General features: G+C 65.9%; 28 protein-coding genes. 25 read left to right on the plus strand and 3 right to left on the minus strand.

From position 1 onward, the window contains the following. The 7 genes from HRU73_RS09300 to HRU73_RS09330 are packed head-to-tail and all read left to right on the plus strand — an operon-like array spanning position 1 to position 6879. The gene (locus HRU73_RS09300) at positions 1-1119 is read left to right on the plus strand and encodes an ABC transporter permease (protein WP_099589929.1); all 1119 of its coding nucleotides are present in this window, start codon (positions 1-3) and stop codon (positions 1117-1119) included. Beyond that, a complete protein-coding gene (locus tag HRU73_RS09305; protein WP_017462959.1) occupies positions 1116-2654 on the plus strand; it encodes an efflux transporter outer membrane subunit in 1539 nt (512 codons plus the stop codon). The genes HRU73_RS09300 and HRU73_RS09305 overlap by 4 nt, the downstream gene beginning before the upstream one ends. Positions 2655-2674: 20 nt before the next feature. Beyond that, a complete protein-coding gene (locus HRU73_RS09310) occupies positions 2675-2878 on the plus strand; it encodes a YgaP family membrane protein (protein ID WP_010792188.1) in 204 nt (67 codons plus the stop codon). 7 nt (positions 2879-2885) lie between these two features. Next, positions 2886-4295 (plus strand): MBL fold metallo-hydrolase RNA specificity domain-containing protein, encoded by a 1410-nt coding sequence (locus HRU73_RS09315; protein WP_151609301.1) that lies wholly within the window; start codon positions 2886-2888, stop codon positions 4293-4295. Beyond that, the gene (locus HRU73_RS09320; protein ID WP_151609302.1) at positions 4295-5161 is read left to right on the plus strand and encodes an LOG family protein; all 867 of its coding nucleotides are present in this window, start codon (positions 4295-4297) and stop codon (positions 5159-5161) included. The genes HRU73_RS09315 and HRU73_RS09320 overlap by 1 nt, the downstream gene beginning before the upstream one ends. Then, complete coding sequence (locus HRU73_RS09325) at positions 5158-6357, plus strand: lipid A deacylase LpxR family protein (protein WP_151609303.1); 1200 nt, start codon at positions 5158-5160, stop codon at positions 6355-6357. The genes HRU73_RS09320 and HRU73_RS09325 overlap by 4 nt, the downstream gene beginning before the upstream one ends. Positions 6358-6405: 48 nt before the next feature. Next, complete coding sequence (locus tag HRU73_RS09330) at positions 6406-6879, plus strand: cytochrome c (RefSeq protein ID WP_004255128.1); 474 nt, start codon at positions 6406-6408, stop codon at positions 6877-6879. A gap of 111 nt (positions 6880-6990) precedes the next feature. Here the strand turns inward: HRU73_RS09330 and HRU73_RS09335 are convergent, their stop codons facing one another. Continuing rightward, positions 6991-7365, minus strand: coding sequence for a hypothetical protein (locus tag HRU73_RS09335; RefSeq protein WP_287398486.1), 375 nt, complete (start codon positions 7363-7365; stop codon positions 6991-6993). Here HRU73_RS09335 and istA point away from each other — a divergent pair. Then, positions 7339-8898, plus strand: coding sequence for an IS21 family transposase (istA, locus tag HRU73_RS09340; protein WP_287398487.1), 1560 nt, complete (start codon positions 7339-7341; stop codon positions 8896-8898). The two genes, HRU73_RS09335 and istA, sit on opposite strands and share 27 nt — an antisense overlap. 53 nt (positions 8899-8951) lie before the next feature. Then, on the plus strand, positions 8952-9686 hold the full coding sequence (gene istB / locus HRU73_RS09345; protein WP_287398488.1) for an IS21-like element helper ATPase IstB: 735 nt from the start codon (positions 8952-8954) through the stop codon (positions 9684-9686). A gap of 163 nt (positions 9687-9849) precedes the next feature. Here the strand turns inward: istB and HRU73_RS09350 are convergent, their stop codons facing one another. Further along, positions 9850-10215, minus strand: coding sequence for a LysR substrate-binding domain-containing protein (locus tag HRU73_RS09350; protein ID WP_353765026.1), 366 nt, complete (start codon positions 10213-10215; stop codon positions 9850-9852). A gap of 467 nt (positions 10216-10682) precedes the next feature. On the opposite strand from HRU73_RS09350, the gene HRU73_RS09355 reads away from it, so the two are divergent. Continuing rightward, positions 10683-11594: a LysR family transcriptional regulator gene (locus tag HRU73_RS09355; RefSeq protein ID WP_013721842.1), complete on the plus strand. Its 912-nt coding sequence runs from the start codon at positions 10683-10685 to the stop codon at positions 11592-11594. Here the strand turns inward: HRU73_RS09355 and HRU73_RS09360 are convergent. Then, entirely contained in the window at positions 11564-11806 is a 243-nt protein-coding gene (locus HRU73_RS09360; protein ID WP_287398489.1) for a hypothetical protein, read from the minus strand. The two genes, HRU73_RS09355 and HRU73_RS09360, sit on opposite strands and share 31 nt — an antisense overlap. Before the next feature lie 342 nt (positions 11807-12148). On the opposite strand from HRU73_RS09360, the gene HRU73_RS09365 reads away from it, so the two are divergent. From HRU73_RS09365 to HRU73_RS09435, 15 genes are all read left to right on the plus strand, one after another. Continuing rightward, on the plus strand, positions 12149-12904 hold the full coding sequence (locus HRU73_RS09365) for a hypothetical protein (protein WP_010792182.1): 756 nt from the start codon (positions 12149-12151) through the stop codon (positions 12902-12904). Positions 12905-13028: 124 nt separating this feature from the next. Further along, positions 13029-13247: an AlpA family transcriptional regulator gene (locus HRU73_RS09370; RefSeq protein WP_004255100.1), complete on the plus strand. Its 219-nt coding sequence runs from the start codon at positions 13029-13031 to the stop codon at positions 13245-13247. 16 nt (positions 13248-13263) lie between these two features. Beyond that, complete coding sequence (locus tag HRU73_RS09375; RefSeq protein WP_502709292.1) at positions 13264-14154, plus strand: ParA family protein; 891 nt, start codon at positions 13264-13266, stop codon at positions 14152-14154. Next, entirely contained in the window at positions 14138-14374 is a 237-nt protein-coding gene (locus HRU73_RS09380) for a type II toxin-antitoxin system HicA family toxin (protein ID WP_013982111.1), read from the plus strand. The genes HRU73_RS09375 and HRU73_RS09380 overlap by 17 nt, the downstream gene beginning before the upstream one ends. Continuing rightward, positions 14367-16025 (plus strand): ParB family protein, encoded by a 1659-nt coding sequence (locus tag HRU73_RS09385; protein WP_287398495.1) that lies wholly within the window; start codon positions 14367-14369, stop codon positions 16023-16025. Before HRU73_RS09380 ends, HRU73_RS09385 begins: the two co-directional genes overlap by 8 nt. 17 nt (positions 16026-16042) lie before the next feature. Further along, the gene (locus HRU73_RS09390) at positions 16043-16603 is read left to right on the plus strand and encodes a DUF2857 domain-containing protein (RefSeq protein ID WP_287398496.1); all 561 of its coding nucleotides are present in this window, start codon (positions 16043-16045) and stop codon (positions 16601-16603) included. A gap of 3 nt (positions 16604-16606) precedes the next feature. After that, positions 16607-17800, plus strand: a complete 1194-nt coding sequence (locus HRU73_RS09395; protein ID WP_287398497.1) for an STY4528 family pathogenicity island replication protein — start codon at positions 16607-16609, stop codon at positions 17798-17800. 238 nt (positions 17801-18038) lie between these two features. Further along, positions 18039-18791: an OST-HTH/LOTUS domain-containing protein gene (locus HRU73_RS09400; protein ID WP_287398498.1), complete on the plus strand. Its 753-nt coding sequence runs from the start codon at positions 18039-18041 to the stop codon at positions 18789-18791. 188 nt (positions 18792-18979) lie between these two features. Then, entirely contained in the window at positions 18980-19768 is a 789-nt protein-coding gene (locus HRU73_RS09405) for a PFL_4669 family integrating conjugative element protein (RefSeq protein ID WP_287398499.1), read from the plus strand. Continuing rightward, positions 19765-20313 (plus strand): DUF3158 family protein, encoded by a 549-nt coding sequence (locus HRU73_RS09410; protein ID WP_287398500.1) that lies wholly within the window; start codon positions 19765-19767, stop codon positions 20311-20313. The genes HRU73_RS09405 and HRU73_RS09410 overlap by 4 nt, the downstream gene beginning before the upstream one ends. After that, positions 20310-20693 (plus strand): single-stranded DNA-binding protein, encoded by a 384-nt coding sequence (locus HRU73_RS09415; protein ID WP_004362284.1) that lies wholly within the window; start codon positions 20310-20312, stop codon positions 20691-20693. The genes HRU73_RS09410 and HRU73_RS09415 overlap by 4 nt, the downstream gene beginning before the upstream one ends. 294 nt (positions 20694-20987) lie before the next feature. After that, positions 20988-23003 carry a DNA topoisomerase III gene (locus tag HRU73_RS09420; protein ID WP_287398501.1) on the plus strand — a complete coding sequence of 672 codons (2016 nt, stop codon included), beginning with the start codon at positions 20988-20990 and terminating at the stop codon, positions 23001-23003. Positions 23004-23782: 779 nt separating this feature from the next. Continuing rightward, positions 23783-24019, plus strand: coding sequence for a hypothetical protein (locus HRU73_RS09425; protein ID WP_287398503.1), 237 nt, complete (start codon positions 23783-23785; stop codon positions 24017-24019). Positions 24020-24044: 25 nt separating this feature from the next. Further along, positions 24045-24437: a hypothetical protein gene (locus HRU73_RS09430; RefSeq protein ID WP_003141051.1), complete on the plus strand. Its 393-nt coding sequence runs from the start codon at positions 24045-24047 to the stop codon at positions 24435-24437. A 250-nt stretch (positions 24438-24687) separates the two neighbouring features. Further along, on the plus strand, positions 24688-25404 hold the full coding sequence (locus tag HRU73_RS09435) for a DUF5983 family protein (protein WP_013721850.1): 717 nt from the start codon (positions 24688-24690) through the stop codon (positions 25402-25404). Positions 25405-25477 lie beyond the last annotated feature (73 nt).

The raw sequence follows: 25477 nt of genomic DNA on the forward strand, positions 1-25477 counted from the left end.
ATGTTGACGTCCGCATTCTCGTTGACCCGCCTGCGCGCCCAGTTCATCAAGGAGGTGCTCAGCGTCCTGCGCGACCCGCGCAGCCGCATGGTGGTGTTCGTGCCGCCGATCCTGCAGTTGCTGGTGTTCGCCTTTGCCGCGACGCTGGAAGTGCGCAACGTCGATATCGCCGTCTACGACCAGGATACGGGGCGCTGGTCGCACGAGCTGGTACAGCGCCTGGACAGCGCCCGCTTCATCACCCACATCCGGCATGTCGACAGCCAGCAGCAACTGCACGAGCTGATCGACCGTGGCGAGGTGATCGCCGCGCTCGCCATCCCGGTGGATTTCTCGCGCTCCATCGCTGCCGGCGAAAGTGGCCGCGCGCAGGTACTGGTCGATGGCCGGCGCAGCAACTCCGGGCAGATCACCGTGGCCTATCTGTCCACCATCGCCGCCGATGTCGGCGCCGAGGTCGTGCCCGACGCCCAGGCACCAACGCCCGTGGTCGTGCGCCACTGGTTCAACCCGAATCTGGTCTACCGCTGGTTCATCGTGCCCGGGCTGACGGGCATCCTGGCGCTGTTCAGCTCGCTCTTGATCACCTCGTTGTCGATCGCGCGCGAGCGCGAGCTGGGCACCTTCGACCAGTTGCTGGTGTCGCCCACCTCGACGCCCGAGATCATCATCTCCAAGTCGCTGCCGGCACTCGCAATTGGCACCGGGCTGGGCCTGTTCATGATTAGCGCGGGCGTCTTCCTGTTCGGCATCCCGTTTACGGGCTCGTTTGCACTCCTGCTTGCCAGCCTGGTGCTGTTCATCGCCTCGGTGGTCGGCATCGGCCTGATGATTTCCGCGGTCAGCATGACGCAGCAGCAGGCCATCCTGGGGGCGTTCGCCGTCGGCGTGCCGGCGGTGCTGATGTCAGGCTTTGCGACGCCTGTGGAAAACATGCCTGTCGTCCTGCAATGGCTGGCTCAGGCCATTCCGCTGACCCACTTCCTCATCATCGTCGAAGGCAGCTTTCTCAAGGCCATGCCGCCCGGTGACATTCTCGCCAGCCTGTGGCCGCTGGCGGTCATCGCCCTGGCCACGCTGACGATGGCCACCGTATTCGTCCGAGGACGCCTGCAATGAAATCCAAGCCCCGCACTCCCTTTCTTCGCGCAACCGTCACCGGCCTGACCCCTGGGCGCGCGCGTCCGCTCGCGCTGGCCCTGTCCTGCGTGCTGCTGACTGCCTGCGCAAGCGTGGGCCCCGACTACCGCGAGCCGCCGCCGGTCGACGTCGGCAGCGGCTGGAGCTTGCCGTTGGCAAGCGAATCCCAGTCCGCAGACTTGAGCCAATGGTGGTCTGCACTGGACGATCCCATCCTCGATCGCCTGATGGCCACGGCGCTGGCACAGAACCTGGATCTGCGCCAGGCTGCGGCACGCATCGATGAGGCACGCGCCCTGCGCGATCGTGTGGCCGGCGAGGCATTGCCCACCGCCGCCGCTGGCGCGAGCGTCAACCGGCGCCGTCAAAGCGAGAACGGACCCCTGCCCGTAGGTTCGATCCCCGGCCTTGACGCCACGCAGACCATCTACGACGCGGGCTTCGACGCGGCCTGGGAGGCCGACTTGTTCGGGGCCAAGCGGCGGGCGCTGGAAGGCGCCAGCGCCCGCCTGCAGGCGACCGAAGCCGAGGCGCAGGGCGTACGCATGCGCATCGTGGCCGAGGTCGCGCGCACCTGGTTCACCGCCGTCGGCGCCCGCTACGAGTTGCACGCACAACAGGCCACACTGGATACGCTGCAGCAGACCTTGGAATTGGTGCGCCTGCGGCATGCGCTGGGCGACGCGTCGGCCGCCGACGTGGAGGCGGCGTACGCCCAATGGACAGCAGTCAACGCGCTCATCCCGGATATCCAGGCGCGTCAGCGCGCCGCGATACTCAGCCTGGGCGTGCTGCTGGGCGCGCCGCCGGAGCGGGAGCTGGCACTGCTGGATGGCCCCTTGACGCCGAGCACGCTGCGGGCGCTGCCGGTGGGCGAGCGCGCAGAGATGCTGCGTCGGCGCCCGGACGTGCTGGCTGCGGAACGTCGCCTGGCAGCGAGTTCCGCCGACATCGGCGTGGCCACGGCCGAGTTGTTCCCCAAACTCTCCATCGGTGTCGGCGGCGGGTTCCAAGCGCTCAGTACGGGCGATTGGTTCGATGCATCCAGCTCGCGTTTTTCCATCCTGCCGCTGATTTCCTGGCGCCTGTTCGACGGTGGCCGTGTGCGAGCCGAAATTCGGGCACGCGAGGCGGCCGAGCGACAGGCCGCGCTGGCCTATGAGCAGGCCGTGCTGGCGGCGCTGGGCGATGCCGAGCGCGCGCTTGGCGACTACCACGGCGGGCTGGACACACTGGAGCGCCGCGGTATGGCACTGGATGCCGCGCGCACCAGCTACGGCCACGCCAAGGCGCGCTACGCGGCGGGCGACATCGCGCTGGTCGAACTGCTGGCCGCCCAGCGCAGCCTGCACGAGGCCGAAACCGCAGCCGCGCGGGCACATACCAACGCCGCCGTGCAATTGGTGGCGCTGTACAAGGCCCTTGGTGGCGGCTGGGACGTATCGACGACGGCATCGACCGCAACCCATCCGCTGCGGGGCGCTGCCGCCCCCGTCGCGTTTTCAAGCCGCTGACTCAACACAAGGGGGCCGTCATGCAAATCAACGTTGGAAATCTCGACCGCATTGTGCGCATCGTCATCGGACTGATTTTGCTCAGTCTCCCATTGTGGCTGGACTCATCCTGGCGTTGGCTGGGACTCATTGGAATCATGCCACTCCTCACCGGCCTGGCAGGCCGCTGTCCTGGCTATCGCCTGCTCGGCCTCAGCACTTGCCCGATGCGAAAACCCGAGTGAACGCCCTATGAAACTCAGTTTTTTGGGCGCAGCCCGAGAAGTCACCGGATCGTGCTTTCTGGTCGAAGCGGCTAATGTCCGCTTCCTGGTCGATTGCGGCATGGTTCAAGGTGGGCGTATAGCAGCAGCACGCAACCACGAGCCGTTCGCGTTCGACCCGGCGTCCATTGACTTCGTCCTGCTGACCCACGCCCACATCGACCACAGCGGGCTATTGCCCAAACTCACGCGCGCCGGGTTCAAGGGGTCCATCTACGCCACGCCAGCGACGGTTGATCTGCTCGGGGTGATGCTGCCCGATAGCGCTCACATCCAGGAAAGCGATGCCAAGCGGGTTGCCAAGCGGCTCAAAGAAAAGACCGTGCCGCCACCCCTGTATACCCTACAGGATGCACACGAATGCCTGCAGCAAGTACGAGGTATCGAATACGACCGGGAGTTCGCACCCCGCGTCGGGGTGCGCGCCCGCTTTCGTGATGCCGGACACATCCTTGGTTCGGCCATCGTGGAAGTTTGGATTACCGAGTACGGTTACCCCACGAAGATCGTGTTCAGCGGCGATCTGGGTCAGCCGGGACGCCCCATCCTGCGCGACCCGACACCCATTGAGGAAGCCGACATCCTCGTCATCGAGTCCACCTACGGTGACCGCCGGCACAAGGATTTTTCGGCGACCGAAGCGGACATGATCGGCATCGTCGAGAAAACCCTGTTCGAGCGCGGCGGCAATGTCATCGTTCCGGCCTTTGCGGTCGGCCGAACCCAGGAGGTGCTCTACCACCTACATCGTCTCACCTGCGAAGGGCGTCTGCAGCGTCCAATGGTGTTTGTCGATTCGCCGATGGCCACCGAGGCCACACGCATCACGCGTGAACATCTCGAATTGTTCGACGAACAGGCGAAGCGGTTGGCCGGATGGCACGCGCGCGGCGAGAACCTCCCGTACCTGGATTTCACAGCGAGCGCTGAGGAGTCCATGGCGCTGAACCGGATTCGCTCCGGGGCCATCATTATTTCTGCCAGCGGCATGTGCGATGCGGGACGTATCCGGCACCACCTGCGCCACAACTTGCCACGCCGCGAATGCAGCATCTTGTTTCCCGGTTTCCAGGCGCAGGGGACGCTTGGCCGGCGCCTGATCGAGGGGGCCGAACGTGTACGCATCTTCGGTGAGGACATCCCGGTACATGCGGCGATCCACAGCGTGGACGGCCTCTCGGCGCATGCCGACCAGAAGGCGCTGCTGGATTGGGCCCGTGCTTTCATTCAAGCACCGGCGCAAACCTTCGTGGTGCATGGGGAATCGTCGGCCGCGCAAACCTTCGCTGACCTCTTGCAGCAGCAACTCGGCTGGCAGGTCACGGTGCCCGAGTATGGCCATGCGCTGCGCTGGCCGGACTTTCTGGCGCACGAGTGATGAAGCCCGCAGAAGATCTCGATGAACGCCTGCGCGCCATCCGCGAGTCGCCAACGTACCGGCTTGCGTACGAAGACATCGAGCTGCTTGGCCAGGACGAACTGCGGCCGCTGCGACTACAGCTCGAACTGCTCAAGCCCGAGCGCATCCTGCACGAGCAAGGCATTCGCTCGACGGTAGTGGTCTTCGGCAGCGCACGCGTGAGCGATGCCGAGACGGCAGAAGCCCGTCTTGGCGTTCTGGAGCGTCAGGCGCTCGTCACTCCGGAGGATGTCGGGCTGCGGCAAGAGCTTGCGCGGGCCAATCGCCGGGTCGAACAGGCACGTCACTACGAGCAAGCGAGGCGTTTCTCGGGCCTTATTTCGGCGCGTTTCCAGCAGCAAAACCGCCGTGATTTCGTCGTCGTCACCGGGGGTGGGCCCGGCATCATGGAGGCCGCCAACCGCGGTGCTTTCGAGGTCGGCGCACGTTCGATTGGCCTCAACATCACGCTGCCCCACGAACAGGCACCCAACCCCTACATGTGCCCGGATTTGGCGTTCCGATTCCACTATTTCGCCCTGCGCAAGATGCACTTCTTGTTGCACGCCAAGGGCTTGGTGGCCTTCCCCGGTGGCTATGGAACGCTTGATGAGCTGTTCGAGGTGCTCACCTTGATCCAGTCCGGAAAGATGCAGCGGATTCCGGTGGTGCTGGTCGGCCGTGCATTCTGGCGTCGCGTAGTTGATTTCGATCTTCTGCTCGACGAAGGCTATATCTCTCCATCCGATCTCGACTTGTTCACCTGCGTAGACGAAGCCGAGGAAATCGTTAGTGCCCTCGAACGCTTTTACGTCAACAGGGCAGCAGGCGATGGGGCGACATGATCGGCATCGACGGGTATTGCCGGAGCCTGCGCGGCACCAAGGTGCAGCAGTCGATGCAGTTCGCCACCTTGTTGATTGCCTGTGCATTGTTCAGCCCGATTTCTGCTTTCGGTTCCGACTTCTCGCTCTCTGCAGATCCTCCCTCCTGCTCGCCAGAGCACTCCCTGCGCTGGCGGGGTGGCACCCTGCGCCTGGAGAACGATCTATTCACCGGCTCCGACCGCAACTACACCAACGGTGTCGCGCTAACAGCAGTCTCACGTGATCTGCAAGGCGAGCTCCGTCCCGAGTGCCTGCCACAGCCGATTGGTTTGTACGCCCGCTTCATCGGCTGGGCTGATCCCGGGTTCTGGCGCGATTCCGGCGCCCAGACATCGTCGCAAAACCTCGTCGTGCGCTTTGGCCAGTCCATGTACACGCCCGAGAACAAGACGCGCACCGACGTGATTCCAGATGACCGACCGTACGCTGGTTTGCTCTACCTGGGTTTGGCGTGGAATCGCCGCATCCACCCACAAGCCGCCAGCTACGAAATGCTTGACGTGCGTGAGCTGACCCTGGGCGTGATCGGCCCCTGGTCGCTGGCCGAGCAATCTCAGGATCTGGTGCATCGGACACGCGGCATTGAGCGATTTCGCGGCTGGGACAACCAGTTGCGCAACGAGCCGGCGTTTCAGATGGCCATGGAGCGCAAGTTCAAGCCGTACACGGAGGGTGCGGTCCGCCCTGGATGGGGCAGCGACGTGATCGGCAGCTATGCCCTGCGGGTCGGAAACATCGAAACCGCCGCCAGTACCGGCGTGGAGTTTCGCGCGGGCTGGAACATACCGAACGACTTCGGCAGCTATCCGATCCGCCCTGGCGCAGAGAACCGCCCGCCCTCTGGTGTTGCCGATCTGCGCACGACAACGCCGCAGTCGGTCCTGGCGCCCAAACCTGGGGCACATGTCTTCCTGAATCTGGAGGGTAAAGCCGTCGCCTGGGACTTCTCACTCGACGGAAACATGTTCCGGCATAGCCATCACGTCAGCCGGCGGCCTTGGATCGCGCAAGCAGCTCTCGGCATCAGTAGCCAATGGATCGTTGCTGGACGTGGCGTACGGCTCGCCGTGATGCGCGTTTGGAGAACCCGCGAGTTCGACCAGCAGGCGGGCCATCACGCATTCGGATCGATCGCGCTGAGTCTGGAATTTTGAGGACACCTGCAACCAATCGTTAGACCCAAAGCATTCGTCACAACATCAATGGAGAAATTCGTGAACCAGCCCTTGAAACCCAGATCGTTTTTCACCGTCCCGCTGTCCGTGCTCTTGGCAACCTTCGCCACGGCACTCGGTGCGCAGTCCGTAGAGGCGGCAAAGCCAATGGCGCTTCGTACCATAATGGAAAGACTCGGTCGCGACATGCAAGCCGTCACGGGCGCGATCTCCAAAGAAGACTGGCCGCTGGTCGCCGAGCTAGCACCACGAATCGCCAAGCATGCCGAGCCGCCCATGTCGGAAAAGATGCGCATCCTTGCTTGGCTTGGGGCAGACGCTGGAAAGTTTCGGGGTCTTGATGGACAGGTCCATGACGCCGCGACCGCCATGGGCGAGGCTGCACAGCGGAATGACGGCCAAGCAGTCATCGCGGCTTTCTCCAAGACCCAGCAAAGCTGCCTAGCCTGCCACCAGAGTTACCGTCGCTCGTTCGTGGAAAAGTTCTATGGAAGCCGCTAGCAAGGGATGGCTACACCTGTTGACGGAAGACTAGCTTCTGTCCAATCAATATACCTCGACGCGTTTCAGGTTCCCAGGAAGCCACCCGTGCAGCGATCACGGGTTCCTGCTTCACCCGCGGCAGCACTCGTTGGATCTGACGTTCATGACTCCCGTATGCATGTGGGTCACCAGCACCAGCGGATAACGCAGCACCTCGTCCAGTGAGATACGTTTGTGCTTGAGCAGCGTGCGTATTCCGACCCATCGTGACCGCTCATTCCGAGAAGGGTGTGACCGGTGATTCCGAGGCCGTGACCGGCGATTCCGATTTGATCGTGACCGATTTTCGCGATCGTCGGAATCACCGGTCACGTTGTCGGAATCGTCGGTCACGATCAAATCGGAACGGCCTGTGCGGCCAGCGTGGCAACCATCCTTGTCACGGCTACCCTCGCGCGCTTTGCGCGGAGCGAGAGGATGCCGGCGGAGCGGATTGCCATGCACAAGATCAAGGAGCTGTTACGGCTCAAGTACGACTGCGCGCTCTCGCATGAGCGCATCGCGCGCGCGCTGTCGATCTCCAAGGGGGTCGTCGCCAAGTACGTGAAGGCGGCCGAGGCCAGCGGCGCGAACTGGACCGAACTGGCGGCGGCCGACGAGGCGCGCCTGCGCGCGCTGCTGGGCGCGAGCCCGCGCCCGCGCGGAGCGGCGGTAGGTTACGTGACGCCGGACCTGGCGGCCGTGCATCAAGGCCTCAAGCGCAAGAACGTCACCCTCGCGCTGCTGTGGGAGGAGTACGTCCATGCGGCCGCCGGGCCCACCTACCAGTATTCGCGCTTCTGCGACCTGTACCGGGACTTCGCCAAGGGGCTCAAGCGCTCGATGCGGCAGGTGCATCGTGCCGGCGAGAAGCTCTTCATCGACTACGCGGGCGACACGGTGCCGATCATCGACGCCGAGACCGGCGAGATCTCGCGGGCGCAGATCTTCGTGGCGGTGCTCGGGGCCTCGAACTACACCTTCGCCTGCGCCACGGCCACGCAGTCTCAGGCCGACTGGCTGGGGGCGCTGGGGCGGGCGCTGCGTTTCATCGGCGGCGTGCCCGAGCTGATCGTCCCCGACAACACCCGCTCCCTGGTGGGCGAGCCGGACCGGTACGTGCCGCAGTTGCAGCGCACCACCGCCGAGTTCGCCCAGCACTACGGCGTGGCGATCCTGCCCGCACGCCCGTACAGGCCGCAGGACAAGAGCAAGGTGGAGGTGGGCGTGCAGATCGTGCAGCGCTGGATCCTGGCGCGCCTGCGGCACCGGCGCTTCTTCTCGCTGGCCGAGCTCGAGGTGGCCATCGCCGCGTTGCTCGAGGCGCTCAACGCGCGTCCCTTCCAGCGCCTGCCGGGCAACCGCCGCGCCGCCTTCGAGACGCTCGACCAGCCGGCGCTGCGCGCGCTGCCCGCCACGCCGTTCCAGTTCGCCCAGTGGAAGAAGGCCAAGCCCAACATCGACTACCACGTCGAGTTCGACGGTCACTACTACAGCGTGCCCCACGCGCTGGTCGGGCAGGTGCTGGAGCTTCGCATCACGCCTTCGAGCATCGAGTGCTTCGCCGGCGGACGCCGCGTGGCGGTGCATGCCCGCAGCCACCGGCGCGGCGTCTTCACCACGCTCACCGAGCACATGCCCGCCTCGCACCAGGCCCACCGGGAGTGGTCGCCTAGCAAGCTCATCGCCTGGGGCACCACGGTGGGGCCGCACACCGCGCGCGTGGTCGCCTTCCAGCTCGAGCGCATGCCGCATCCCGAACAGGGCTACCGCGCCTGCCTGGGGTTGATGCGTCTGGCCCGCCAGTACGGCAAGGCACGGCTCGAGGCCGCTGCCGGCCGCGCCGTCGCGCTCGGGGCGATGCGCTACAAGAACCTCGCCTCGATGCTCAAGACCGGGCTCGATCGCGCCCCGCTGCCGGCGAGTGCGCACCAACAGGCCGAGCTCGCCCTACCCGATGCGCACGCCAACCTGCGCGGCGCGCACTACTACCACTGATCCGCACTGCCGTTACGCCGTAACGGCTACCCACCACCACCGGAGAAACCCCGATGCTCACCCACCCCAGCCTCGACCAACTGCGTGCCCTGCGCCTGGAGGGCATGGCACGCGCCCTCGAAGAACAGCACGCCCACCCCGCCATCGAAGCGCTCACCTTCGATGAGCGTCTGGCCCAACTCATCGATCGCGAGGTGCTGCTGCGTGACGGCAAGCGCATCGAGCGCCTGCTCAAGGCCGCCCGCATCAAGCTCGGCGGCGCCTGTCTGGAGGATGTCGACTACCGCGCCGGGCGCGGTCTGGAGCGCAGCCAGTTCGCCGCGCTGGGCACCTGTCACTGGATCCGCCACGCGCAGAACTGCCTGATCACGGGTCCCACCGGCAGCGGCAAGACCTGGCTCGCCTGCGCGCTCGCCAACGCCGCCTGCCGCCAGGGGCTCTCTGCCTACTACGTGCGCCTGCCGCGCCTATTCGAGGAGCTGCGCATCGCGCACGCCGACGGCAGCTTCAGTCGGCGGCTGATGCAGCTGGCCCGGCTCGACCTCATCGTCATCGACGACTGGGGCCTGGCGGCGCCTTCGGCGCAGGAGCGCAGCGACCTGCTCGAACTCCTCGACGACCGGGTCGGCAGCCGCTCGACGGTGATCACCAGCCAGTTGCCGATCGAGCACTGGCACGCCTACCTGGGCGATCCCACCTTCGCCGATGCGATCCTCGATCGCATCGTGCATGCCGCGCACAAGCTCGCCCTCAAAGGCGAGTCGATGCGAAAGAAGGCAACGGCATGAGGCCGCGCGTGCTGTACGGCTTACCCACAGGCGGCCGCCCGCCAGCGTATGAGGCGCGCTGGCGGCCACCTGTGGATAAGCCTATGCCATGCCCCGAGATGACCGTGATCGTGACCGACGCGGTTAAACTCTGAACCCCACGCTGGCGCGCACAGAACACCGGTCACGTTCGTCGGTACGGGCGGTCACGATCGTCGGAATGCGCAAGCAGCGGATGCCATGCCGGCGCCGCGACCATGAGGGGGGGCGCTCCAAAGCGCCTTAGCCACGATGTCGTCACCCACTTCACCAGACTGGGCCCTAGGTCATACAGATCGCCATGCAGCCCCTTGATTTGCTGCGACAGTGACACCTCGAACAGGCGCAACTCGACGTCGGGCTCCTCCTGCCAGCTTAACGCCAGCAAGGTCGGCAAGCGCGACGGGGTGATGCCATCGGACAGCGTAATGCGTTGCTGACCGTGAAAGCCGCTGGCCGCTCCCCTCACGCTGTCGCGGGCTTGCTGCAAGGCAGTGAAGAGGCGCGGCACATGTTACAGGAATTGCTTGTCCGCCCGCGTCAACCGCTTGCTGCGACTGCTCCGGCCGCAGTGCTTCAGCAGCGCGGTTACAGGTGGCGATCTCGAATTCGCCGAACATGCCCATCGACAGTTCATCCGGCGCGATGCCCGCTGGCGCGAACTTCAGACGCTGCGCCGCCGCCCGTGTCGACAGACCAAATCGCTCGCCCTCGGGGAGTGACGTAAGACGCCGCGACTGTCTTCCTCGGGTCGCTGCGGCCACAGAAGATAGCCGAGGCGCGCTGGCGCGAGTGCTCTAGCTAGCCATCCGCCATGACCGCCGCCCGCGTTCAAGCAGCGTTGCAATAACTCCGGACACCATTGCCCGCGTGCTGTGAGCCGGCGACGGCAGCCGCTGCAAGACATGCCGGCCTCTTCTCCGCACGCATGCGGCTCCCTACGATCATAAGGACTGGTCACGTCACGAGGGACTGCGCATGAACTTACGTCATCTTCGCTGTTTCATTGCTGTAGCCGAGGAACTGCACTTCGGTCGAGCCGCTAGGCGGCTGCATATAGAACAATCTCCCCTATCACGCACGATCCGCAAGTTGGAGACAACTCTAGGCGTGACGTTGCTCAGTCGCACGCCGCGGGGCGCAACCCTGACTTGGGCAGGGCGAGTCTTCCTCGACGACGCCCGCCGCATCATGTTGAGCGTTGAGCAGGCAGTGGCCAGCGCGAAGGCTGCTGCCTCCGGTTCTCAGGGCATTTTGCGAATCGCGCTGTCGAGAGACATAGGACGGGCGAGGCTATCAGCACTGCTTGCACTGTGCCGCGAAGAGTCGCCGCAGGTAAACATCCGGCTCTCCGAAGTACCGCTGACCGAACTCGTGCAGGGGCTGAACGCAAATCTGTTCGACGCCGGCTTTGCAATGGTCAATGAAGTGGAGGACGGGATCATTGCTGAGCCGCTGTGGGCCGACCCCTTGGTAGTGATCCTGCCCGCACGGCACCCGCTTGTAGCCTTCAAGGAAGTGCCGTTGCAGGAAGTGGTGAGCTATCCGCTGGTACTTTGTGATCCACGGGCATGCCAAGGTTGCGGTCGGCAGAGCGAACGACTGTTCCGCTCTGTCGATGTCCAACCGATCGTGGCTGAGTATGCCGCTTCTCACGGGCTGATGCTGACGTTGGTGGCCGCAGGGTACGGGCTAAGTTTTTCCACTGCCGCGCACTTGGCAACTTGCCAGCCGGCGGATGTTGTTGTCCGCCCGTTGGCCGGTCAGAGCGCATCGATAACCACCTATCTGCTACGAACCGAGGGTGGCATGACGGAGCCGTTGCAGCGGTTCATCGAACGCGCCGAACGTGTATGTCATCAGGACGCAAGCACATCACGCGCGATCTGACGCAGATCTATCGAAAGGTGCGCGGCTAGTTTTCTCGGATTGCGCGATTCATCTTTGGTCTTGCGGCTGACCCGATCCGCATGGCTCATGCGCTGTACTAATTCCAGTTTCGACGCAATTGCTGCGCCCTTCCGTACTCCGGCACTCGCCTGCGGGCTCGCCGCCGCGGTCATTTCACTGACGCGGAACGCATGAGCTTTTGCTGGTTGCAAACCGGCTCATCCTGTTGACGTATTGGCACTTTACGCCGTTGGAATTCCTACGGAAAACTTTGGCCAGGTTTCGGGTAAAGCGCGGCACCCATGCTTGACTCCAGGGGAGCGCGACCACCAAGCCGCGTGCCGGTCCAAAGGCAAAGCGCCCGCATCATGGTTGAGGAGTTTCAAGCGTAGCAAGATGTAGTTCGCCCTTAGCCGGCCGTCAGCGCCGATGCAACGCTTCCTTCCACGATCCCGGCCGGTCCTGCGCTTCATCCGGATTTCTGGGCAATCGCCTCGCCCACTTGGGCGGTGCGCGTCTGCCAGAGTTCGATCCGACGATGGGACGCACGCGACATGGAGAAATCGAGTTGCCTTGCCTTTGGCGCCAGGATCTACTACCGCCCGATCGAGGCGGCCGTCCGTTGGGCGGGACTGTTGCGCTTTGAGCCGCGGATTCTGGAAACGCTCGGGCCACGTGCCATGCCTGAGCCGAACGACTTTCCGCGCTGGCCCTTGCTGCGCCTTTTCTCCGAGCGCATCTTCGACGCATTGGCACACGATGAGCTTTCTTACGGCAAGGCAGGCATGGCGCAGGAACCTCAGCGCCCCGCACTCGACGATCCTGCGTTGATCGTGCGCCACGTCGACCTGAAGGCGTGGATGTCGCATTACTACCCCGGTGAGCGGCCTCCATTCCTGTTCGACGGCATCGAGCGCGAACTGCATCCTTCGGTGAGCGTCGCCATGCTGAACGTGTTGCTGGCCGATCGCGAGGCCGCCAAGCTGCAGCTTGCCGAACTCGCACAACTACATGCGGCGCTGAAGGCACAGCACGAAGCGTTGGCGAAGGAGCATGCCAGTAGCATTCGTGAGGGCGATGCGAGTGAACCGGGCCTGCGCAGCGAATCGACTTACCTGAACATCATTGGCGGCCTGCTGACATTGCTGTTGGGCAAGTCCCCCGCGGGCTCTGCCTACTCGTCCTTCCGCAACATGGATGCGGTGATCAGTGCGCTACTGGCCCACCATGAAGGGCGGCCCGGCATCAGCGAGCGAACGCTGTGGAGCAAGCTGGCACAGGCGCGTCGCCACCTGGAGGCATCGCGCTGAGCCTGTAACAGCAGACTGCAATTGCAGTTGCGTGTTCTGCAGTTGCAGTGAATCTCGCAGCAGCAGCATATGGAATGCGAGGCACTTTCTGAACAACGCCATCGAGCGTCAAGGAGTGCCTCTCATGTCTTCGCAGACCATCGCGCCGGCCTTGCCGCCCGAGCACCGCATCCTGCGCCGCGCCGAGGTCGAAGCCAAGACCGGCTTCAAGCGCGCGCACATCTACAGCCTGATGAAGGAAGGCAAGTTCCCCAAGGCGCTGCGCCTGGGCGTGCGCGCGGTGGGCTGGGACTCGGTGGAGATCGAACAGTGGATCGCCGATCGCCTCAAAGAACGCGCCTGACGCTTCTTCTCGGTTCATGCCATTCGACGAGGAGAAGCTCATGCAGGTGGTGTCCATCATTTCGACCAAGGGCGGCGTGGGCAAGACCACGACGGCGGCCAACCTGGGCGGCTTCATCGCCGATGCCGGGCTGCGCGTGCTGCTGCTGGATCTGGACGTGCAGCCCACGCTGTCGAGCTACTTCACGCTGGACGTGCGCGCGCCCGGCGGCATCTACGAGATGCTGGCCTTCAACGAGCGGCGCATCGAGCAACTGGTGTCGCGCACCGCGATCGCGGGCCTGGACCTGGTGCTCTCCAACGACGACCGCGGCGAACTGAACACGCTGCTGCTGCACGCTCCGGATGGGCGCCTGCGACTGCGCCATCTGCTTCCCGTCTTCCGCACGCACTATGACTTGCTGTTGATCGACACGCAGGGCGCGCGCAGCGTGCTGCTGGAGATGGCGGTGCTGGCGTCCGACCTGGCGCTGTCACCGGTGACGCCGGAGATTCTGGCCGCGCGCGAACTGCGCCGCGGCACACTGCAACTGATCGAGGACATCGCGCCGTATCGCCACCTGGGCATCGAGCCGCCGCCGCTGCGCCTGCTCATCAACCGTGTGCATCCGGTGTCGTCGAACGCGCGGCTGGTCCAGCAGGCGCTGCGACAGGTGTTCCAGGAACAGGCCGGCATGCAGGTGCTGGACACCGACGTGCCGGCCATCGAAGCCTATCCACGCGCTGCAACACGAGGATTGCCGGTGCATCGGGTGGAGTACCGGCGGCCAGCTGGGCGCACGGCGCCCGCGGCGCTGGACACCATGCGCACGCTGGCCGGCGAGCTGTTCCCCGCGTGGCGGGGGCGCTTCGCGCTGGTCACCGGCCGGGCCGATGCGGGAGGGGCCAGCCATGGCGAGCGCACATGAACTGGCGCGCGGCCGTGAACGGCTGCGCGCGCTGATCGAGTTCGCGCTGGGCGAAGGCTGGCGCGTGGTGCGCACGTCCGGCGGGCACCTGAAATTCACGAAACCAGGCTGCGCGTCGATCTACACCAGTTCGACTGCGAGCGACCACCGTGCCGACCGCAATGCCCGCGCGCAACTTCGCCGCGCCGACCGGCAGGCGCAGGAGAACGGCCGTGGCTGAGCTGACGCCGCAGGACATGGCTGCCAAGCTGCTGGCCACCGGCTTCGAGCGCAGCGGCCCTTCGGCCGCGACCTTGAGCGACCCCATCGCCGACACGCCGATGGTGGTGACGCTGGACCAGTTGCGGCCCTACGACCACGACCCGCGCGTGACGCGCAACCCGGCCTATGCGGAGATCAAGGCGTCCATCCGCGAACGCGGGCTGGACGCGCCCCCCGCGATCACGCGCAGGCCGGGCGAGGCGCACTACATCATTCGCAACGGCGGCAACACGCGGCTGGCGATCCTGCGCGAGTTGTGGAGCGAGACCAAGGAGGAACGCTTCTTCCGCATTGCGTGCCTGTTCCGCCCGTGGCCGGCGCGCGGCGAAATCGTGGCGCTGACCGGGCATCTGGCCGAGAACGAGCTGCGCGGCGGGCTGACCTTCATCGAGCGGGCCTTGGGCATCGAGAAGGCGCGCGAGTTCTACGAGCAGGAAAGCGGCCAGGCGCTGTCGCAGAGCGAACTCGCGCGGCGGCTGACTGCCGACGGCTATCCGGTGCCGCAGTCACACATCAGCCGCATGAACGATGCGGTGCGCTATCTGCTGCCGGCGATCCCGACGCTGTTGTACGGCGGATTGGGCCGGCATCAGGTGGACCGGCTCGCGGTGCTGCGCAAGGCGTGCGAGCGCACCTGGGAGCGGCGTGCGCTGGGCCGCACCGTGACCGTGGACTTCGCCACCTTGTTTCAGGACGTGCTGACGCAGTTCGACACACTGCCGGACGACTTCTCGCCGCAGCGGGTGCAGGACGAGCTGGTGGGCCAGATGGCCGAGTTGCTGGAGGCGGACTACGACACGCTGGCGCTGGAGATCAACGACAGCGAAAGCCGCCAGCGTGCGCTGACCAGCGAACCGGCGGCGCCGACGCCACCGGCAGCGCCTGTCGTGCCTGCTGCTCCTCCCCCGCCGGTCTCCGCGCCTCAGCAGCCACCCGCATCGTCTGTGCCGCGCGACACCACGCCGGTCGCGCCTTCGGCGCCAGCAGCGACACCGCCTGCATCGCCCGAAGCGCCGGAGGACCAGCACGGGCAACGCGACGAGCGCCTGCAAGGGCACATCGTGACACCGGCACCGACCACCGAGCGCCTGCAGTCCATCCAGCGGATGGTCGCGGACCAGCTCGGCGACAAGCTGCCCGACTTCGAGGCCGATGCGCTGCGTGCGATCCCCGTGCAGGTCGGCGGGCTCTATCCCATCTCGGACGTCTGGTACGTCGAGCCGGGGCTGGACGTGCCGGATCGCCTGCGCGTGCACATCGCGCAGTTCGCGCGCGAGATCGGCGAGGAAGCGGCGGTCGCCGACCACATTGAGGCCAGCGTCGGCGGCATCGGCTTCGTCTGCGCGGCGCCGGTTGTGGGCCAGGCGAAGGCGCTGCCGGCGTTCGCGCGGGCGGTGCTGACCCTGCTGCATGTGCTGAGTGCGGCTCCGCCCTCCGCGAGCGGATTGGACCGCGCGCGGCTGGCCGACGAGCTGGCGGCGCTGCTGCATGGCCACGGCGGCTCGGCCACACGCCTGAGCGATGCTGCGCTGGTGAAGCTGTTCCGTCTGCTGCGCCTGGCGCGCCGGCTGCTGGATCTGGAAGCCGGCGTAGCGAGCCAGGATTCCTGAGCGCAGGAGGCTCCCGTATGTCGGCACCGCACCCGCTCAACCAGGCCGTGATCGCCCAGGCCCTGCATGACCTGCGCAACGGCCAGTTGCGCCGCTGCAAGGCCATGGGCTTCGGTGAGGAGGAGCTGGATGCGCTGAAGCACCCAGAACTCGTGAGTATGCTGGTGAATGCCACGGTGTCGTGGTGTTCGGTGTCGGTGAACCGGGAAGTGTTGAAGCGGCTGCTGAGCCAGGTGCACGACGTGGAGCGGGAGATCGCCACGGTGGACCGCATGCTGCGCCTGGGGGCGAGCACGGAGATGGTCAGCAAGTTCTACGGCCTCACGCATCAGGAAGTGGCGCTGCGCCGCGACATCCTCGGGCTGCCCAAGCGTAAGGGTCGGCATCCGGTGCTCGACGAGGCGCAGGACGTGGTCCTGTGGGAACGCTGGAAGGCCGGCATCACGGAGCGGCACATCGCACTGAACGACGACATGGCGATGCTGGCGCTGACCATGGACCTGGCCGAGGCCATGACCCTGCCCATGTCGGTGATCTGGTCGGCGATACGGAACTGGGTCGACCAGGGGCTGGTGTAGGTCATGACGACGGGCGACGCTCCACGGCGTGATGGCCCGGTTGCGCTGTCGGCGTTGTTCGACGAGGCGCTGCGGCACCTTGAGCCGAAGGAACCGGCGCAGGGCACGGCGCCGAGCCAGGACGGCTTTCTCTACAGCGGCAACCGGCACGAGAGCGTGCCGCGCGCGTTGTTCCTCGACCGGCGCCTGACGCCGCTGGAGCGCAATGCCTGGCAGGTGTTCCGCCTGCAGCTCAACGACGACGGCGTGACCGCCTTTCCCACCTACGACCAGCTCCGCCCATATCTGGCGTCCATGCCCTGTGCGGCGCAAGCCTCGCACGAGACCGTGGCGCGCGCCTTGACGCTGCTGCGGCTGACGCGCTGGCTCAGCCTGGTGCGGCGGCGGCGCGATCCCAAGACCGGCCGTATCCAAGGCAACCTCTACGTGCTGCACGACGAACCGCTGTCACCCTTCGAGGCGATGCAGCTCGACCCGGACTACCTGGGCCTGGTGAGCCAGGCGCTCACGCACGCGGCGAAGGCGGTGCAGGTCGTGGGCATGAACACGCTGCGGGAGATCGCCGAAGACCCGCTGCTCAGCGGGCGCACGCTGCCGACCCGTCTGCAAGTGCTGGCGCAGCGCATGGCGCGGCATGGCTGGACGACGCCAGGTTATCCACAGGAGGGTGCGGACCACGAATCCGAAGAAGGCCAGGAAGCCCTTCTTCGGAATGCTGCGCGCCCGTCTTCGGAATCCGAAGCAGGGCCGAAACCCGCGCCGGACGGCTCTCTTCGGATTCCGAAGGAGGACCGTACAGTACGTAATGATCGTATAAATGAAGTACGTACAGTACCGCGCGCGAGGGCCTTGCAGAACCTGCGGCTGCCCGAGCGCTTCTTGCACTTGAAGGACGAACAGCAGGCCGGCGCGCTGGTGGCGCTGCAGCAGGTGGACGAGGCGCAGCGGCAGGCCGTGCTCGACGAATGGGCGGCACGCTGCCGCAACAGCGCGGTGCGCAACCCGGCCGGCTATCTGTTCGGCATCATCCAGAAGGCCATCCGCGGAGAGTTCAAGGCCTGGGCAGGAGAAAGTGCATCGGCGCCGCCAGCGCCCCCGCCACCTGCGCCATCGTCACCGCCGGCATCCCGTGCGACTGACCCCGAGGTGGCACGTGCCTACCTGGCACAGCTCCGAGAAGCCTTGCGTGATCGCTGATGTTGACTATCCCCTGGGAATAGCTGGAACAGACACCCTTCCGCCGTGCTCGATTGCTGCCCACCGAACGACAGGCGAAACTGTCGCCTGTGAATCAGACGAGGACAGCCACGCACGAGCCCGGCCGACGATGGACATGACGACTTCCCCCGCCACAAACGCACTGCAATCACTACAGCGAGACGTTCAGCGCTTGCTGGGCAGATGCCTGTTGCGCCTTCAACAGTACGAGCGCCTCATGAAAGCCATCGTGGCGCACCACGAGATTTCAGGCCCGGCGCATTCGCTGGAGGCCATTCGCACAGCGCGGATCGAAGATGCCGCGACCAAGACCCTTGGCACGTTGGTCGGACAACTGTTTGGCTCGTATGTCGTCACCGATGGAAATGATGGCAAGGAACACGACGACGATCTCCCCGGCGACGTGATTTCCTTTCGCACGCGCGTGCAACTGAGCCTGTCTGCGCAGGACTACGCCAAGACCCAGGCCGACCTCAAAGACCTGGTATCGCTGCGCAACACCCTGGTGCACCACTTCATCGACCAGCACGATCTATGGACCGTGGACGGGTGCCGCGCTGCACAGGACGAACTCGGTTCCGCCTATATGCGTATCGATCAACACTTCGAGCAGCTGCGCGGCTGGGCCGAGCACATGGATCAGGCGCGGCGCCTGGCAGCGGAGTTCGTCCAGTCGGATGTGTTCCACGACCTGGTGGTCAATGGCATCGCGCCGGACGGCACGGTGGACTGGCCGGCCGCGGGCATCGTTCGCGCGCTGCGCGAGGCCGTCGCGCAGTTGGCCGTCGAGGGCTGGACACCCATCGCCGCCGCTGGCCGCTGGATCGCGGACCGGCATCCCGAGCAGCTTCCAGCCAAGTACGGCTGCAGCAGTTGGCGGCAGGTGGTGCACGAGTGCCGCCTGTTCGAGCTTCGCTACCGCGAGGTGGAGGGGCAACGGGCCGCCTGGTACAGACCGCGCGAGGCATAGCCCCGTAACGCGGTCTCATCTCCGCGCGAGCCGCGAACGACTCCGCCGAGTTATCCCCAGGGGATAGCCGGCACACACAGCCTTCCGTGCGGAACAAACCGGGCGCGCATGGGCTGCGGTTTGTTGACTGACGGCCTTCCGGGCGATGCCGATGCTGGCGGCTCGTTCCTTCACTGCGAGTCGCTCTCATGGCCAACGAACGCACAGAACCCCTGCAACTGAATCTCGGATCGCTGCGCAGCGCGATGTCGCTGACGCTGCACACGCACCACGCTTCGCGCATCTGGCACGGCCGCGCGCCGACCGAGGGGCGCCCCGGCATCATCGGTCTCAACGGCTTCATCGGCGCCATGAACAAGATGAAGCGCGGCGCCGAGCAGGACGACCCGTACTCGGACTGGTGGATGTTGCGGATCGAGGACAAGCTCGCCGACACCAAGACCCGCTTGCAGACCCTGCGCGAACAGGTGGATCAGGCCCTGGCCGACGTGCCAGCGGCGCTGTCCCTGGGCGAGAACACGAATGTGCAGCCGGTGAAGCTGCCGCTGTTCGTGAATGCACAACTCGGCTTCATGGCGGTGTACCTGCTGGCCGACTACGACGACCTGGCACGCAAGCTCATCCTGGCCCACCACACGGCGCTGATCGACCGCAGCACCTTGGAGCGCTGGCTCAATGATGGCGCGCACGCGCTGCGCAGCCTGTTCTCGCTGGCCCAGCAGTACCGCTACTCGGGCACGACGCGCGACGACTTCGCGGCGAAGAACGCGGCGGCGCGAGCGGCGCTGGAGAAGTTCGGCGAGTTGCCGCAGGACGTGCTGGAAGGCACGCGCCGCTCGCGCTTCGCGCCACCCATCGCGCGGCGGTCGAACAAGCCCGGCACGCCGCCTGCTGCGCCCGCCATCGAGCCCGATGCGCCGGCTCACACGGATGGCGCAGCCAATCAGGCGACGGGTAGTGAGGGTGCTGACGCATGACGGCATCGCCCCCCATCGGTCACTCCACGCGCTTCGTGGTGCTGGAACAGGCGGACTTCCAGCGGCTGGAACACGCAGGCTACCTAAAAGGCCTTTTACAGCCTTTTAAGGGTAAGAGGAGTCTGGAGACCTGGGCCAGCCAGTGCGCAGCGCTGCGCGACGACGTGATTGGCCTGGCGCAGCGGCGCGTGCTGCCCCAGGCGCGCGCCTACCCCTTCAGCCTGCTCGACGTGCAACTGGCCCAGCAGGCCACTGGCGCAGGGACGACCTTCCTGCGCTGGCGCAACCTCGACCGTTCCTCCATGGGCGTGGCGTTGTGGGAGGCCCTGCTGGCCAACCCCGCGACGCCGGCCTCGCTGATCGACGAGCTGTACGCGATCGAACTGCAGCGCATCGTGCTGAACATGCAGATCAGCCTGACCCACAGCATCGCTCGCCAAGCCCTGGAATGCGCCAACAAGGCCGCGCAGGCCGAAGCGGCTTACCTGCGGCGCGTCCACGGGCATACCGCGTCCGTTCCACCCACCACCAAGGAGTCACCATGAGCACGCACTTCGTCGGCGAGGGCAACATCGGTTCTGCGCCGGACTACCGCGAATTTCCGAACGGCAACGACGAGCCGCGCCGGCTGCTTCGCCTGAACGTCTACTTCGACAACCCGATCCCGAAGAAGGACGGCGAGTACGAAGATCGCGGCGGCTTCTGGGCGCCCGTGGAGCTGTGGCACCGCGACGCCGAGCACTGGAAGACGCTGTACCAGAAAGGTATGCGGGTGCTGGTCGAGGGCCGCACCGTGCGCGACGAATGGGAGGACGCCGACGAGAACGAACGGGTGACCTTCAAGGTCGAGGCCCGGCGCGTGGGCATCCTGCCGTACCGCATCGAGTCGGTGGCGCTGAGCGCTAAGCCGGCCGGAGGACAGTAGTTCACCCATCGCCGCTCCCCCGAGGGCGGCTGTAGCAACCGTCATACGCCCGCGATGCACCAGCGAGCTATCCCCAGGGGATAGCTCCAAGGTCGTCCACGGAGTTCCAGCCGCCCTCCAGAAACGACGCTCTTGCTGTGCCAGCTCCTGCGGTCTATGCGCACCGCTGCGGCAACGGACCGCCTGCCGATCACAAAGCGGTGTCTGCATCAATCGGCTTCCTTGCTGCCGGCATCTCCTGGCCCCGCCAAGCTGACGCCCATCCGATGAACCGCACATTTCCAAGGAGGCTTCATGCGCGTGTTCCTGTGCGAGAAGCCGTCCCAGGGCAAGGACATCGCCCGTGTGCTGGGCGCCAGCCAACGCGGCAACGGCTGCTACAGCGGTGCCGGTGTCGTCGTGACCTGGTGCATCGGTCATCTGGTCGAGGCGGTTCCGCCCGAAGGCTACGGCGAGCAGTACAAACGCTGGGCCATCGAGCAACTGCCCATTCTTCCCCGAAGCTGGCGTGTCGAGCCCAAGGCGGCGACCGCGGCGCAGTTCAAGGTCGTGCAGCAGCTCGTCGCCAAGGCGGGCGAGCTGGTGATCGCGACCGACGCCGACCGCGAAGGCGAGATGATCGCCCGCGAGATCATCGACCTATGCGACTACCGCGGGCCGATTCAGCGCCTGTGGCTGTCGGCGCTCAACGATTCGTCGATCCGCAAGGCGCTGGGCGCGCTCAAACCGTCCGCCGAGACGCTGCCGCTGTATTTCTCCGCACTCGCCCGTTCGCGTGCCGACTGGCTGATCGGGATGAACCTGAGCCGCTTGTTCACCCTGCTGGGGCGCCAGGCCGGCTATACGGGCGTGCTGTCGGTGGGGCGCGTGCAGACGCCGACGCTGAAGTTGGTCGTGGATCGTGATCGCGAGATCGCGCGATTCGTCTGCGTACCGTTCTGGGCCATCGAGGTTGCGCTTTCGCATGCAGGCCAGTCCTTCGTCGCAAGCTGGACGCCGCCGCAAGGCAGCAACGACGATGCGGGCCGCTGCCTGCAACAGCCGGTGGCGCAGCAGGCCGCCGAGCGCCTGCGCACGGCCAGCTCCGCCCAGGTGCTGTCGGTAGAAACCGAGCGGGTGCGCGAAGGGCCGCCGCTGCCGTTCGACCTGGGCACGCTGCAGGAGGTGTGCTCCAAGCAGTTGGACCTCGACGTGCAGGAGACGCTGGACATTGCCCAGGCGCTGTACGAGACGCACAAGGCGACAACGTATCCGCGCTCGGATTCGGGCTACCTGCCCGAGAGCATGCTGGCTGAGGTGCCGACCGTACTCGACAGCCTGGTCAAGACCGACCCCAGCCTGCGGCCGCTGATCGAGCGCCTGGATCGCCAACTGCGCTCGCGTGCATGGAACGACGGCAAGGTGTCGGCTCACCACGGCATCATCCCGACGCTGGAACCCGCCAACCTGTCGGCCATGAGCGAGAAGGAGCTGGCCGTCTACCGGCTGATCCGCGCCCATTACCTCGCGCAGTTCCTCCCGCACCATGAGTTCGACAGGACGGTGGCGCAGTTCTCATGCGGCAGTCAGTCGCTGGCGGCCGTGGGCAAGCAGATCGCCGTCATCGGCTGGCGTGAGGTGCTGGCGACGCCGGGGCCGGACGATGCCGATGGCGAGGATGCGCAGCGCAGCCAGGTGCTGCCCGCCCTGCATGCGGGCCTGTCCTGCCCGGTCGGAAAGGTGGATCTCAAGGCGCTGAAGACGCTGCCGCCCAAACCCTACACGCAGGGCGAGCTGATCAAGGCCATGAAGACCGTCGCCAAGTTCGTGACCGACCCGCGCCTGAAACAGAAGCTGCGAGATACCACCGGCATCGGCACCGAGGCGACACGCGCCAACATCATCAACGGTCTGATCGGTCGCGGCTACCTGGTCAAGAAAGGCCGTGCCATCCGCGCTTCCGACGCGGCATTCACGCTCATCGACGCGGTGCCCTCGGCCATCGCCGACCCCGGCACTACGGCGGTGTGGGAGCACGCGCTCGACATGATCGAGGCCGGCCAGATGGCGTTGGACACCTTCATCGAGAAGCAGGCCGCGTGGGTCGGTCAGCTCGTGCAGCAGTACCGCGGCGCGACGCTCTCGCTCAAGCTGCCGCCGGCGCCGGCCTGCCCGCAGTGCGGCGCGCCGATGCAGCAGCGCACGGGCAAGAGCGGCGCGTTCTGGTCCTGCTCGCGCTACCCGGACTGCAAGGGCACGCTGCCGATCGAGTCCCCGACGGGCCGGCGCAGCGCACCGCGCAAGCGGCGCGCTGCCTCCAAGGCGTCCTGATCCTCGCTTCCCCCTGCCGCGCCGGCCACTTCACTGACGGCGAGGCAAACGTCCCGCACCGCGCGGGACTCCAAAGCGCGCGTCTCCTTCTGCAACGGTGTGCGCGCCCCGTCTGCTCGCCATCGGGCGACGGGGCGAGAAGGTCATTGCTCCACGAATCGCGCCCGCCGCCATTCCCTTGATCGGTGTGCCTTGCCTCGGTCACGAGGGGCTTCCTGACGCCTTGCCGCCGCGCGAGCCGTGAGGAGGCCCCTTGGGCCGAGGGTATTCCGTGCCGGTGCCCGCCGGCGGAACAACGGGCTCCCTTTGTGTGTGGATGCACGCCAGAGGTTTCCGGCCCCAGCCACGAAACGGGCCGGGTGCGATTGCTGACGCAGCGAACGGCTTTGACGACGGCCCGCGCTGACGCAGCCCACAGGTGGTTTTCCTTCCTCTCCAGCCGAAGGCCCGCGTGGCCTTCGGCGCCCTGGTCCTTGCCTTGTCCCGTTACGCGGGCCTGCCCTAAAGCGGGCCGTCCGCGATTCGGTTTTCCCTGCGACGGCAGCCATGCTTCGCGCCCATCCTCACGCCATGCGTTGCTGACAGTCGTCAGCAGCATGCCCTGGCAGTCTCGGTCTTCAAGACTGCGACGCGGTTCGCCGCGTCGACCGATCCAGTCCGCTTCGCATCGCCCACCGCGGACGCTCGCCGGCCTGGCGACGATGCACTTTTCTCAACCACCCGAGGGGAACTCCATCCTCTACGGGATGCGTACTCCCCGACCCACCAAGGAGCACGGCATGCCTGAACCTTCCGCATCTTCCTCTGCAACCGCAGTACGCAGTGGTGCGCTGGCGCTGGCCTGGACCGGCAAGCGTCTGCCGCTACAGGTGCTGCGCAGCGCGGCCGGCCACTACATCGGCACGCAAGACGACGAAGGCCCGGTATCGCGGGAGTCCGTCGAGTATTTCCCGACCCACCTCGCAGCACAGCGCGCCCTGGATACCCATGCCTGGACACAGCGCGCTCACCCCTGATTCCCACCCTTCAAGGAGTTCTCTCATGAATCTGTCTTTACCCGAAGACGTGCTCGATCAGATGGCGCTGGAACAGGCGCACTTCGACGCTGCACCGCAGGCCTTCTTCGAGGCCTGGAAGCGCGGCGCGCAGATCGCCGGCCACGAGTGGTTCGGCGACGGCACACGCGAAGGTCTGCAGCGTGCCACCACCAAGTGGGACCTGCGGCCCAACATGCTGATGCTCAACGACGCCCTGGGCGTACTGAGCAGCGGTCAACGCATGTTCCTGTCAGCGATGGTGAGCTTCTACAACTCCCGCGAGGGCGGCGCGATGCTTAAGCGTTGCGGCTTCGAGGGGCTGTCCGACTTCGGCGGCCTCGATCTGGAACGGCGCCAGGTCATCGCTGACCTCACGCTGCACTACAACGGCTGGTGAGCCGTGCCTGGCAACCCACCGTCCTTTCATCCCACCCCACGAGGGACGTGCGTCCCCGTTCGGGGCCATGTCCCTCCTTCCTTTCGCAGGAGCGGCCATGTCCCGAATCACCATCTTCCATTGACCTGCACCGCCCGCCACCAGGGCGGCCCGACGCCGCGGCCGGCTGACCGGTTGCCACTTCATCCACTCGCTGGGGTTCAATCCCCGGCAGGGGATTGCCTCGGCCATCCTCTGCTGGAGGAATCCCATGTCTCATTCCAAAAACCCCTTCGTCCGCGGCTACGATGGCCTGTCCGTGCAGCGGCTGCTGGCGATTTCCTACGACGACGACTGCCCGCTGAGCTATCTGCCGCTGCACGTCTCGCAGTCGCATCTGCCGGACAGCCAGGTCGAGCGCCATGCCTGCGTCTTCTGCGACGACTTCGCGCTGATCACGGAAGGCCAGAACGTGCCGCCCGAGCTGGACGCGCAGTGCCCCAGCCACGGCATCGCCCGAAACCTCGTCTACGCCGTCATGGCCGAAGAAGCCGGCCAGCCGCTGCACGTCGGCGATACCTTCTCCGAGGAAGCCGCGCGCGAGGTGGTACGCCGCCTGCGCTTCGAGACTGGGTTCTACAGCCGTGCCTGGGAAATCAGTTCGGCGCACATCACCGTGGAGGCCGGTCGCTATCTGGCCAACCTGGCCGACATCGCCACGCCGAGCGGTTTTCTGTTCGTGGCCTTCCGCATTCCCTACAGCCCGGCGGTCGGCGTGAAGCTGATCGCCACGCCCTGGACGGACGAGAACCTGCAACGGGTCGAAGGCATCACCGCCGAGCGGTTGCAGCGAGAGCATCGCCGGAAAGGCATGCCGGAGTCCCTCGTGGAGGTGCTCCACCTGGCCGCGCTCGCCGACGTGCGCCTGCTGATCTTCGATGCCGACGCGCCCGTGCTGGACGGGCTGACGCTCTACGACGACGAGTAACCCGCAACCCATTCGAGCCCCTACGTCGGGGCTCTTCTTTTTCGCGGAACGCGGTGCCGGCGCATTGCCGATT

The sequence above is a fragment of the Nitrosomonas sp. H1_AOB3 genome, from assembly GCF_015709435.1.
GTDB classification, from domain to species: domain Bacteria; phylum Pseudomonadota; class Gammaproteobacteria; order Burkholderiales; family Nitrosomonadaceae; genus Nitrosomonas; species Nitrosomonas europaea.